This is a genomic window from Tepidimonas sp. (genome assembly GCF_029335975.1).
In the GTDB taxonomy this organism is placed as follows: domain Bacteria; phylum Pseudomonadota; class Gammaproteobacteria; order Burkholderiales; family Burkholderiaceae_C; genus Tepidimonas.
The window spans coordinates 1-12,112 of sequence record NZ_JARJMT020000028.1 but is presented as its reverse complement, the minus strand read 5'-3'; the positions used below and the strand labels follow the sequence as shown (position 1 = coordinate 12,112).

Genomic DNA, 12,112 nt, shown 5'->3' with positions numbered 1-12,112 from the left:
TTGCATGGGCGTGGGTGGTCGCATTGGCCCCGCAAGGCGGAAAAGAATCACCCTACTGGACTGCTGTCTTGACTGCGGCTGGCGGTATATGGCTAGCCTGGTGGCCTAGGCCTTATCAAGCGCAGCTGTTGGTCATGGCTGCAGGGCTACTGACAACGGGTGCTATAGTCGTGGCCAGCTGGACCCGGCGCTGGCGGCCGATTGTCCGCTCGACTGTGGTGCTGGTGGGGATGTTGGGAGCCCTTAGCCTAGCCGAAAACCTCAGTGCACCAGCACCAGCACCTACCTGTGTGGCCGACCTGGAAGCCAGAGGTGTCGCTCCCAGGGGTTGGTAGGGCAGCCGCTTCATTGTTCTGTTATAGACACTATTTCATTAAGCATCATCTAGTGGGAGAGGCGAACATCGATCATGACCGTCTTTTGATCAACTACAGAGAAGCCATTGTCTATCTGCCCCGGGCTTTGCAGATTGGGGTGTTGTCTCCGTTTCCTGTGCACTGGTTTGATAGAGCCTCATCTCCTGGTGGTGGGGTTAAACGTCTGCTGAGTGGTTTGGAGATGACGTTAACATATGGACTCTTGATTGGGCTGTTGTGGTTTTTCGCCACCCTAACTTGGTAGGAATCGTCGTGCTGCTTGTCATTGCATTGTTGGGTGTTTTGTTTTATGTTTATTCTTCTCCGAATGTAGGGGCGATTTATCGTTATCGGTTTTCTTTTTTGTATTGCTAACTATGGTTGCAAGCTTGGGCTGGTCTAATAATCTATCGGGAAACCGCTCTACTTGGGGGAAGTAATGCAGACATTGGTTGTCGCATGGGTGATATCACTTGTCGTAGTGATGTTGCTGATTCGTTACAAGCACTGGCATGGACATTTGAGTGAAGATTCGTTGCTAGGGGCGCAAAAATTTCACCAGGGGTCCGTTCCTCGTATTGGTGGCATCGGCATCATTGCCGGGTTGGCTTTTGCGCTTGGCTGGAGTGTTTGGCGTGGTCTCGTCGGTATTGAAGCGATGTCACTGTTATTGGCCGCCTTGCCTGCTTTTGGTGCTGGGCTGGCCGAGGATTTGACTAAGCGTGTGGGGGTGACGGCGCGTCTACTGGGTACCATGTTGTCGGCGTCTTTGGGGATATGGCTGTTGGGGGCGCTATTGCCAAGGCTGGGTATTTTCGGTATTGATGCTGTGTTGGCGTCGTCGCCGATGCTGGCGAGGGGCGTTACGTTACTTGCTGTCTCTGGGGTGGCCAATGCGGTCAATATTATCGACGGCTTCAATGGATTGGCGGCTGCAACGGCGATGCTGATGTTTTTGGCTTTTGGCTACGTGGCCTGGGCGCTAGGCGATGTATTCCTTGTCCAACTGTGCTTGGCGATGATTGGGGCGCTGGCCGGTTTTTTTGTGTGGAATTATCCGCGCGGCTTGATCTTTCTGGGTGACGGCGGCGCGTACTTGGTAGGCTTTGTTCTGGCGGAGGTGGCGGTTTTGCTGGTGGTTCGGCACCCGAACTTGTCACCCTGGTTTTGTTTTCTGGTTTGCGCCTATCCAATTACGGAGACTTTGTTTTCCATTTACCGTAAAAGATTTCTGCGTGGGATGTCGCCCGGTGTTCCAGACGCCTTGCATTTGCACATGCTGGTCTACCGACGGCTGGTACGTTGGGCAGCGGGCAAGAGCGCGCTCAACGGCATGACGGCGCGCAACTCTGCGACGTCACCCTACCTGTGGGGGATGGCGTCGCTGAGCATCCTCCCTGCTGTGCTATTCTGGCGGGACGAAAATTACTTGTTGGGCAGTGTTGTTGGCTTTGTGCTGCTCTATGTGTGGCTGTACGCACGATTGGTGCGCTTTCGTACGCCGAGCTGGTTGCGTCGGCGCGTAGGGAATAAAACGTGACAAGACGTTTCACGATAAGACGCTTGGCGCGGGCAGTCTTGTGCAGCCCCCTGCTGGTGCTGCTTGCCGCATGCGGCGCCAGTGGCAGCAATCTCCTCACGCAACCGGATGATGGCTATGCTTATCCACCGGTGGTGGCACCCGAACCCGCCACGGGCTATACCAACGTCGGGACAGCCATTCCATACCCGCCCGCGCCGGCTGCGTTACCCTCAGGGCCGTCCTATGACGCCAATGCTGCGCTGGATTCGATGGGTTACCGTTATGCCCATGCAGTGAACGCACAAGGGCAGGACGTGGTGGTGGCGGTAGTGGACAGCGGTGTGGGCAGCCACCCTCTGTTGGTGGGGGCCGTGCTACCTGGGTTGGACATGACCGCTGATACCGTGCCTGCCTATGCGGGGGATGGGCGGATCGACCTGGATGGCCACGGCACGGCGGTCGCTGGTTTGATAGCGGCGCGAGGATCTGACCAGTGGCCGTCCATGATCGGGGTGGCGCCGCAATCGTCGATCCTGCCGATCCGGGTGCTGTCGGCGATCACGACGGATGGCACAGACCCCAGGGTGGTCAGCCGTGCGGTGCGCGCTGCGTTCGAGCCCCCCGTGGACGGTCCCAGCGGGCGGGCGGTCCCCCGTATCGTGAACCTCAGCCTGGCGGCGGCAGCGCCCTCGGCAGCATTGGCCGATGTCGTGGACACTGTTCGTCGGCAAGGGGCCCTGTTGATCGCCGCAGCGGGCAACGACGGCATGCCGGAACCTGACTGGCCGGCGGCATTCGCCCCGCAGGCGGGTGGACACGTGATTGCGGTTGGAGCGGTAGACGCCACGGGGACCATGCCGACGTGGAGCAACCGCGCTGGCGCGCTGCGCGATCACTACTTGGTGGCGCCGGGTGTCGATTTACTGACCACAGTGCCACCAGGGTTGGTGCCGCCATCGGCCTACGGGTTGGTCTATGCCAGTGGGACTAGCTTCGCGACCCCGGTGGTCGCAGGTGCGGCGGCGACAGTGTGGGGGCTGTGGCCCTACCTGAAGGCATCTGAAGTCTCGGGTATTCTGCTGGATACGGCACGCGATTTGGGTGCGCCTGGCCCCGATGAGGTATTTGGCCGAGGCTTGTTGGACTTGGAAGCCGCCCTCAAGCCGGTGGGTGACACTGTGCTGCCTCGGGCAGGTGGGGGATGGGACTCTGCCGTGCTGGCGACCGACGAAGCACTGGCGCGGGCCTTGCGGGCCCAGGATGTGCCCGTGATGGTGTTCGATCGCTATCGCCGCCACTTTGCGGTCCCCCTGGGGCGTTTGGTGGTGTCCACCCACAGCCGGGTGGGCCTGAGCCTACCGCTGGGGCCGATGCCCGCTGCTGTGGCCAGCCCTGCCCATGGGCTGCAGGTTGCCGGGGCTTGGCAGGTGGATGCGCTGGGCCGTTCGCGTTGGCAGGGCGGATGGCGCGATGGGGCGGAGGCATGGTCTTGGGCATTTTGGCAGGGTCAACCGCTGTCGGCCGCGAGCGACGCGACATCCGTGGCCCGGTACCTACCTGGGTGGGCTCAGGTGGCGTATGGTGGACTGATCCAGGACCCTGGCGCAATCGGGCTGGAAGGGCGGTACCGTGCGGGGCGCTGGGTCTGGTCGTTGGCCCAGATTTCCGGCCGTGCCCCTCTGGGTGGGGCACAGACCGATCGACAGTTGTCGCTGAGTTACCGTGGTGAGCAGTGGCGTCTGGCGGCGCACGCTACGGTGTCGGACCGTCGATGGTGGTCGGAAGGTTGGGGGCGTGCCGACCAGTGGGGCATGACGCTGTCCCGGCAAACGGCGGTGGGCGACTGGATGGTAGCCTGGAGTGAGACCCGCGCAAAGCAAGACCTGCCTGCGTGGCAGGGCGACGTGCAGATGGTGCTGCAAAGCGTGGCCCTGGGATGGCAAGGCAAGGATGTAGGCACAGCGGGTGATCGCCTGGCATTGGCAGTGAGTCGGCCGTTATCCTTGCAGCAGGGGCAGGCGGTGCTCAACCTGCCGATCGATGTGAATTGGGCGACCGGGCAGCCGCGCTTTGCGACGCTGACCCTGCCGTTACGCAATGGGGCTGCACAGCCCCCACTGCGCCTCGAGGCGCTGTGGTGGGTGCCATTGGGCAAAGGGGCGACTTTCTCGGCCGCGGCTGCTCTGTCTGCGCAAGGGGGCGGCGGCGAATGGTTGATTCGCTATCAACGCCCTTTCTGATTTAACCCCGTACCCCGGCCAAATCCCTGAGCACCTGCACCTTGTCGGTGCGCTCCCAGCTGAACTCGGGCTCGTCGCGGCCGAAGTGGCCATAGGCGGCGGTTTTGCCGTAGATGGGGCGCAGCAAATCGAGCATCTGGATGATGCCTTTGGGTCGCAGGTCGAACACTTCGCCGACGATTTTGGCGATTTGCTCGTCTGCAATCACGCCGGTGCCCTCGGTGTAGACGGTGACGTTGATCGGGCGGGCCATGCCGATGGCATAGCTGAGCTGGATCTGGCACTGGCGCGCCAGCCCGGCGGCGACGATGTTTTTGGCGACATAGCGCGCGGCGTAAGCGGCCGAGCGGTCGACCTTGGTCGGGTCTTTGCCGCTGAAGGCGCCGCCGCCGTGCGGGCAGGCCCCGCCGTAGGTGTCGACGATGATTTTGCGCCCGGTCAGGCCGCAGTCGCCCTGCGGGCCACCGATGACGAAGCGCCCGGTGGGGTTGATGAGATAGCGCGTCTCGCGCAGCCACTCCGGTGGCAGCACGGGCTTGATGATCTCTTCGATGCAGGCCTCGATGAAGGCGGGCTTCATGTGCTTGCCGTCGCTCATCTCGGGGCTGTGCTGGCTGGACAACACCACGGTGTCGATGCTGTGCGGGCGGCCATCGACATAGCGCATGGTGATCTGGCTCTTGGCGTCTGGGCGCAGGAAGGGCAGCCGGCCGTCCTTGCGCAGCTGGGCCTGACGCTCCACGATGCGGTGCGCATAGTAGATGGGAGCGGGCATGAGTTCCGGGGTTTCGTCACAGGCGTAGCCAAACATCAACCCCTGGTCGCCCGCGCCGGTGTTGAGATAGTCGTCGCTGGCATGGTCTACGCCTTGGGCGATGTCGTTGCTTTGCTTGTCGTAAGCGACCAGCACCGCGCAGCCCTTGTAGTCGATGCCGTATTCGGTGTTGTCGTAGCCGATACGCTGGATGGTGTCGCGCGCGACCTGAATGTAGTCCACATGCGCGTTGGTGGTGATCTCGCCGGCCAGCACCACCAGGCCCGTGTTGCACAGCGTCTCGGCAGCGACGCGGCTGCGCGGGTCCTGCTCGAGGATCGCATCGAGGATCGCGTCCGAAATCTGATCGGCCACCTTGTCGGGATGGCCCTCGGAGACGGACTCGGAGGTAAAGAGGAAGTCGTTCGCCATGGTTATACACTCCTGACTGGAAAGACGCCGGCGTTGCGCCGGCCCCGCACAGGGTGATGGCGAACGCTTTAGCGGCATTTGTGAATCGCCCGCAAGTAGTTCGGTAACTCGGCGATGGCCCGATTGTACGTGCAGTCCCCTGGGGCAGCGCCGGGCCCCGGGACACGCCCATGAGGCGCCTGATGGGGGATGGATTGAGGGTCGTGGTTTGGCTGCTGGCGCGCTGGCCGTTGCCGGCGCTGCACGCGCTGGGCTGGTGCGCGGGCTGGATGGTGTGGCTGGCCTCGCCGATTTATCGGCGCCGTTGGCGCGAGCACACCCGCTTGGGCGGGGTGCATGGCTGGGCGCGCTGGGCGTCGGTCGGGGCTGCTGGGCAGCAGGTGTTCGAGTTGCCGCGCCTGTGGTTTGGCCCGCCGGTGCGGGTCGGCTGGGAGGGGGCGGCGCACATCGAGGCGGCACTGGCGCAGCGGCGCGGTGTGTTGTTTTTGACGCCGCATTTGGGCTGCTTCGAGGTCACACCGCGCGCCTATGCCGAGCGGTTTGGCTCGCCTGGGGTGGGGCATGGCGCGCCCATCACCGTGTTGTACCGGCCCGCGCGCCGCCCCGCGCTGGATGCGCTGCTGCGCCAGGCGCGGCAGCGCCCGGGCATGGCGGCGGCACCGACGACATTGGCCGGGGTGCGGCAACTGATGCAGGCCCTGCGCCGCGGCGAGGCGGTGGGCCTGCTGCCCGACCAGGTGCCACCGCAGGGCTTGGGGGTGTGGGCACCGTTCTTTGGCCGGCCGGCGTACACCATGACGCTGGCGGCGCGGCTGGCGCAGCAGCCCGGGGTGCAGGTGCTGTTGGCCTGGGGGCAGCGGCTGCCCTGGGGGCGCGGCTATGTGGTGCATGTGCAGCCCTGGGCACAGGTGATGGACGAACCCCTGGCCCCCGATCCGGTCGAGGCGGCTGCGCAAATCAACCGGGCCATGGAGCGGCTGATTCGCCGCTGCCCCGAGCAGTATCTGTGGGGCTATGCACGCTACAAGTCACCCCGCGCGCTGGGGTGAGGGGATCAGGCGGGCGAGGCCCCGTCTGTGGGGTCTGCCCAGTTCCACAGTCGCAGGGCCAGCTCGTCGACGCCCTGGCGCTTGAGGGCGGAAAACAACATCGCATCGCCGCCGGCGGTTTGCAGTCGCGCAATCGACAGCGCCTTGGTCTGCTCCTGCCGCGAGAGCTTGTCCGCCTTGGTCAGCAGCACCAGAAAATCCAACCCCTGCTCTACACGCGGGCGGATGGTGTCCAGCAGCGCCTCGTCCAGCTCGGTCAGGCCCAGCCGTGCGTCGCACAGCATGACCACCGCGCGCAGATTGGGGCGGCTGAGCAGGTAGTTGGCCATGACCTGCTGCCAGCGCCGCTTGGCCGCCTGCGGCACGGCGGCGTAGCCGTAACCAGGCAGGTCCGCCAGCACCGCGTCGGTGGCCCCTTGCTTGCCCAGGGCAAACAGCACGATGCTTTGCGTGCGGCCGGGCATCTTGGAGGCGAAAGCCAGTTGCCGTTGCTGTGCGAGGGTGTTGATGCAGGTGGATTTGCCAGCGTTGGAGCGGCCAACGAAGGCGAACTCGGGCGCAGCCAGGGGGGGCAGGTGCTGGAGTTGCGGCGCTTCGGTCAGAAAGCGGGCGGTGTGCAGCCAGGCCCGCACCTGGGCTGCGGCGGGATCGGTGGGGGCAGGGACGGTCATACGTTGGGCGCTTTTCTGAGGCATTGTAGAATCTGAGGCGATGTTCCAATGCGCCGGGCCGGATCCCGGCGCGCGTCTCACCGCGCCCTCACAGCGACCACGCCATGAAACCCATCGTCACGCTCATCGGCGCCGCCCTGGCCGCCACCCTGTCCTGGTCCGCCCAAGCACAGACCGCCCAGCCCGACCTCAAGCGCGGCGCGGCACTGTACGCTCAGGTGTGTGTGGCCTGTCATGCGGCCGATGGCAATTCGACGACCGCGGTCAACCCCAAGCTGGCGCAGCAGCACCCGGAATATCTGATCAAGCAGCTAAGCGAGTACAAGTCGGGCAAGCGGGCCAATGCGGTGATGGTGGGCTTTGCGAGCCAGCTCTCCGACGACGACATGCGCGACATCGCGTACTGGCTGGCCAGCCAAAAAGGCAGCACCGGTTTTGCCACCAGCGTCGAGCAGGTGCGCTTGGGCGAGCGAATTTACCGCGGGGGTCTGACCGACCGCCGCATCCCGGCCTGCGCCGGCTGCCACGGCCCGAGCGGCAGTGGCATCCCGGCCGAGTACCCGCGGCTCAGCGGCCAGCATGCCGAATATACGGCTACGCAGCTCAAGGCGTTTCGCTCCAACGAGCGCGCCAACAACAAGCAGATGCACGAGATTGCCCGCTATCTGACGGACGACGAAATCGCGGCGTTGGCCGACTACATTGCCGGGTTGCGCTAAGCGGCGCGCGGCTCGCCAGCGCGGGCGAGCGCCGATCAAAATAGCCGGCTTGCTGCAGACGATATCCGCATTCGATAAGATTGGGGTATGACAGCAGGCCCCTGCGCGGAACCTTTTCGCGCGAGTTCGATTCACAGTCGAGGCGGGCCTCCATCTGGCCTGCCTTTTTTGCGCCCCGCGTCCGTATGAGTGTCTCTACCGCCGGTATCGAGCTGCGACTCCCCTCCCGCCGTGTCGCGTCGGCGGTCGAGTTGCTGTCGTCGATGCGTTTTGCCATCGCGCTGCTGACGGTCATCAGCATCGCCTCGGTGGTGGGCACGGTGCTCAAGCAGCTCGAGCCGATTAATAACTATGTTAACCAGTTCGGGCCGTTTTGGTCCGAGGTGTTCGGGGCGCTGGGTCTCTATGCGGTCTACAGCGCCTGGTGGTTTTTGCTGATTTTGGCGTTTTTGGTGGTGAGCACGACGCTGTGCATCGTGCGCAACACGCCTAAGATCCTGACCGACCTGCGCCAGTTCAAAGAGCATGTGCGCGAGCAGAGCCTGCAGGCCTTTCACCACAAGGCCGAGGCGACCCTGGCCGAGGACCCGGGCGCGGCGGCGCAGCGCATTGGCCAAGGGCTGCTGGCGCGCGGCTGGAAGGTGCGCTTGCAGTCGCGCGAGACGTCCAGCGGCACCGGCTGGATGGTGGCAGCCAAAGCGGGGGCGGCCAACAAGCTGGGTTATCTGGCCGCACATGCGGCCATCGTCATCATCTGCATCGGCGGCCTGCTCGACGGGGACCTGATGGTGCGCGCCCAACTCTGGTTTGGCGGCAAGGAGGCGTTTGCGGGCGGGGGGCTGATCGCCGATGTGTCCGACAAACATCGCTTGAGCGACGCCAATCCCACATTCCGCGGCAATCTGCTGGTCACCGAGGGTACACGCGCGGGCGTCGCCCTGCTGCCACAGCCCCAAGGGGTGATCCTGCAGGAGCTGCCGTTCGATGTGGAGCTCAAGAAATTCATCGTCGAGTACTACGACACCGGCATGCCACGGCTGTTTGCCAGCGAGATCGTGATCCACGACCGCTACACGGGCGAGGCGCGCCCGGCGCGGGTGGAGGTCAATCATCCCGTCGAGCACCGGGGCGTCCAGATCTATCAGTCCAGCTTTGACGACGGCGGATCGCTGGTCAAGCTGCGCGCCGTGCCCATGGGCGCGAGCGTCAAGCCGTTCGAGGTGCAGGGCCGCATTGGCGAGGCGACGGTGCTGACCAACGGCAACGAACGGCTGCGGCTGGAGCTGACGGGGCTGCGCGTCGTCAACGTGGAAAATCTGGCGGGAGCGAGCGCCGCGGGCGCGGATGTGCGCAAGGTCGATTTGCGTCAGGCCATCGAGTCGCGCCTGGGGTCTGGCCACAAGACGGCCACCGAGCGCACCTTGCGCAACGTCGGCCCCAGCATCACCTACAAGCTGCGCGATGAGGCTGGTCAGGCGCGCGAATTCCACAACTACATGCTGCCGATCGACCTCGATGGCCAGCGGGTGATCCTGCTGGGGGTGCGCGATACGCCGCAGGAGCCGTTCCGCTATCTGCGCGTGCCGGTGGACGAAAACGACGGTCTGGACGGCTTCGTGCGGCTGCGCGCGGCGCTGGCCGATCCGCAGCTGCGGCGCCAAGCGGTGCAGCGCTATGTGGCGATGGCGGCAGCCGAGCAGCCGCCTGCCGTGGTTCAGGCGCTTGCGGGCTCGGCCCAGCGCGCGATCGACCTCTTTGCCGGCGAGGATCCCGAAATCGAGCGCCTGCCTCGCCACGGTATGCCTCGGCTGGGTGGGCTGCAGGCGCTGTCGGCTTTCATGGAGCTTAACATTCCCGAGGCCGAGCGCGAGCGCGCCGGCGAAGTGCTGCTGCGCGTTCTCAATGGCACGCTGTTCGAGTTGTATCAACTCAGCCGGCAGCAGGCCGGCTTGTCTGCCGCGCCGCGCAGCGACGCCACGACGGCGTTCATGACACAAGCCGTGATGAGCCTGTCCGACGCCTTTTTCTACCCCGCGCCGCTGACTTTCCAGCTCCAGGACTTCGAGCATGTGCAGGCCAGCGTTTTCCAGGTCGCGCGCGCGCCGGGTAAAACTATTGTGTATTTGGGGTGTCTGTTGCTGATCATCGGGGTTTTTGCCATGCTCTATGTGCGCGAGCGGCGCCTGTGGGTGTGGCTGGCTCCATCCGGCGAAGGCGCCCGCGCCACCATGGCGTTGTCGAGCAATCGCAAGATCCTCGACAACGACCGCGAGTTCGACGGCCTGCGTGGCCTGTTGTATCCCCCCGCGTCCAAGGGTTCGACATGATGTCTGCTTCCCAAACCATCGATCTCAAACTCGACAAGTACAGCGCACCGGGCGGCGGCGCACGCGGCTGGCTGGCCCGCCGCACGGCGTGGGACTGGCTGTATGCGCTGCTGGCCGTGATGGGCGCTGGCGTTGCACTGTGGCAGTGGGGCCATGCGATGGACGGCTACGAGCGGGCCATTTTGGTCGCAGCGGTGCCGAGTTTGGTGGCGCTGGCCTGGTTTTGGCGCCCGGTGCAGCCGCTCACCGTGGCGGTGGCGGTGTTGTCGCTGCTGGCCATCGGGCTGTATCAAAGCGACGCCGGTGCGGACCTGGCGCGCGCCGAGCAGGTGTTTGGGCTGAAGTATTTTCTGTCCAGCCAGTCGGCGATCCTATGGATGAGCGTGCTGTTCTTCATGAGCACGGTGTTTTACTGGATCGGGCTGCTGGCGCCGCGCGGCGGCGAGACGGCCGAGCGGCTGGGCTCGCGCATCGCCTGGGTGGCGGTGACGCTGGCCCTGGTCGGCACAATGGTGCGCTGGTATGAAAGCCACCAGATCGGCCCGGGCATCGGCCATATCCCGGTCAGCAATCTGTACGAGGTGTTCGTGCTGTTTGCTTGGCTGACAGCGGCGTACTATCTGTACTACGAGGATCGCTACCAAACGCGCCGCATGGGGGCGTTTGCGATGCTGATCGTCAGCGCGGCGGTGGGCTTTTTGTTGTGGTACACGGTGGTGCGCGAGGCGCATCAGATCCAGCCGCTGGTGCCGGCGCTGCAGAGCTGGTGGATGAAGCTGCATGTGCCGGCCAACTTCATCGGCTATGGCACTTTTGCCATCGCGGCGATGTTGGCGTTTGCCTATCTGATCAAGCAAAGCGCGGGCCAGACGAGCTGGGTGCGGCTGGTTCCGTTGTGGCTGCTGGGCATGGTGCTGTGCTTCGAGCCGCTGGTGTTTCGGCAGGATGCCGCGTCCCAGAGCGGCAGCTACTGGTTCGTCTATTTTGGTGTGTCGGCGCTGATCGTCGGCGGCATCCTTGCCGCGCGGCGGCGCATTGCCGAGCGGCTGCCGAGCCTGCAGGTGCTCGACGATGTGATGTACAAGGCCATCGCGGTGGGCTTTGCCTTTTTCACCATCGCCACGGTGCTGGGCGCGCTGTGGGCCGCCGAGGCTTGGGGCGGCTATTGGAGCTGGGACCCGAAAGAGACCTGGGCGCTGATCGTCTGGCTGAACTACGCGGCATGGCTGCACATGCGCCTCATGAAGGGCCTGCGCGGCACGGTCGCGGCATGGTGGGCGCTGGCGGGCCTGGGCATCACGACTTTTGCCTTCCTGGGCGTCAATATGTTCCTGAGCGGTCTGCACAGCTACGGGGCGCTCTGATTCGGCAAAGGGGGGGCCGTGCAGCCAAAGCCCAGTGAGATCACACCGCGAACGCTCTTCGAGAATCGCCGCGCCTGGCTGCGGCGTTTGGGTGCGCTGGCGGCGGTCTCGACGGTGGCGCATCCCGCATCGGCGGCGGCATCCACCGCAGCCAGTCGGCCTGGGCAGCGACCGGCGTTGGCCGCGCAGCCCAGCGCCATCCCCGGCGCCCACACGCCCGAGGCACCGACGCCGTACGGGCTGGTCACTGGCTACAACAATTTCTACGAATTCGGCACTGACAAGGAGGATCCCGCCCGGCTGTCGCACCGCATGCGGCTGCGGCCGTGGACACTGCAGGTGGACGGGCTGGTGGCGCGGCCGCTGACGCTGGATTTGGACGAGCTGCTCAAGCTCGCGCCGATGGAGGAGCGCCTCTACCGCCTGCGTTGCGTGGAGGGCTGGTCGATGGTGATTCCGTGGATCGGTTATTCGCTGTCGGCGCTGATCGAGCACGCACGGCCGCTGGGCAGCGCCAAGTTCGTCGAATTTCACAGTCTGGCCGATCGCGAGACGATGCCCGGCCTGCGCTCCAGCGTGCTGTTGTGGCCTTATGTGGAGGGGCTGCGGATGGACGAGGCGCGCCATCCGCTGACGCTGCTGGCCTTCGGTCTGTATGGCGAGGTACTGCCACCGCAG

9 protein-coding genes are annotated in these 12,112 nt (G+C 64.6%); 7 read left to right on the top strand and 2 right to left on the bottom strand.

Annotation, left to right across the window (positions count from 1 at the left end):
• Positions 1–795 precede the first annotated feature (795 nt).
• Both P3W97_RS01465 and P3W97_RS01460 read left to right on the top strand, forming a co-directional pair.
• Complete coding sequence (locus tag P3W97_RS01465; protein WP_300843195.1) at positions 796–1,896, top strand: glycosyltransferase; 1,101 nt, start codon at positions 796–798, stop codon at positions 1,894–1,896.
• A 134-nt stretch (positions 1,897–2,030) separates the two neighbouring features.
• Positions 2,031–4,118 carry a S8 family peptidase gene (locus P3W97_RS01460; RefSeq protein ID WP_300843194.1) on the top strand — a complete coding sequence of 696 codons (2,088 nt, stop codon included), beginning with the start codon at positions 2,031–2,033 and terminating at the stop codon, positions 4,116–4,118.
• Between the two features lies 1 nt (position 4,119).
• Here the strand turns inward: P3W97_RS01460 and metK are convergent, their stop codons facing one another.
• Positions 4,120–5,304: a methionine adenosyltransferase gene (gene metK, locus P3W97_RS01455; protein WP_300843193.1), complete on the bottom strand. Its 1,185-nt coding sequence runs from the start codon at positions 5,302–5,304 to the stop codon at positions 4,120–4,122.
• A 170-nt stretch (positions 5,305–5,474) separates the two neighbouring features.
• Between metK and P3W97_RS01450 the strand changes: the two genes are divergently transcribed.
• Entirely contained in the window at positions 5,475–6,353 is an 879-nt protein-coding gene (locus P3W97_RS01450) for a lysophospholipid acyltransferase family protein (RefSeq protein ID WP_300843192.1), read from the top strand.
• 5 nt (positions 6,354–6,358) lie between these two features.
• Here P3W97_RS01450 and yihA read toward each other — a convergent pair whose 3' ends face one another.
• Complete coding sequence (gene yihA, locus P3W97_RS01445) at positions 6,359–7,024, bottom strand: ribosome biogenesis GTP-binding protein YihA/YsxC (RefSeq protein ID WP_300843191.1); 666 nt, start codon at positions 7,022–7,024, stop codon at positions 6,359–6,361.
• A gap of 104 nt (positions 7,025–7,128) precedes the next feature.
• On the opposite strand from yihA, the gene P3W97_RS01440 reads away from it, so the two are divergent.
• The 4 genes from P3W97_RS01440 to msrP all read left to right on the top strand — a co-directional run.
• Positions 7,129–7,743, top strand: coding sequence for a c-type cytochrome (locus P3W97_RS01440; RefSeq protein WP_300843190.1), 615 nt, complete (start codon positions 7,129–7,131; stop codon positions 7,741–7,743).
• Between the two features lie 185 nt (positions 7,744–7,928).
• The gene (locus P3W97_RS01435) at positions 7,929–10,070 is read left to right on the top strand and encodes a cytochrome c biogenesis protein ResB (RefSeq protein ID WP_300843189.1); all 2,142 of its coding nucleotides are present in this window, start codon (positions 7,929–7,931) and stop codon (positions 10,068–10,070) included.
• The gene (gene ccsB, locus P3W97_RS01430; protein WP_300843188.1) at positions 10,070–11,434 is read left to right on the top strand and encodes a c-type cytochrome biogenesis protein CcsB; all 1,365 of its coding nucleotides are present in this window, start codon (positions 10,070–10,072) and stop codon (positions 11,432–11,434) included. Before P3W97_RS01435 ends, ccsB begins: the two co-directional genes overlap by 1 nt.
• 18 nt (positions 11,435–11,452) lie before the next feature.
• Positions 11,453–12,112: protein-methionine-sulfoxide reductase catalytic subunit MsrP (gene msrP, locus P3W97_RS01425; RefSeq protein ID WP_300843187.1), on the top strand; the 660-nt coding region annotated here is incomplete at its 3' end.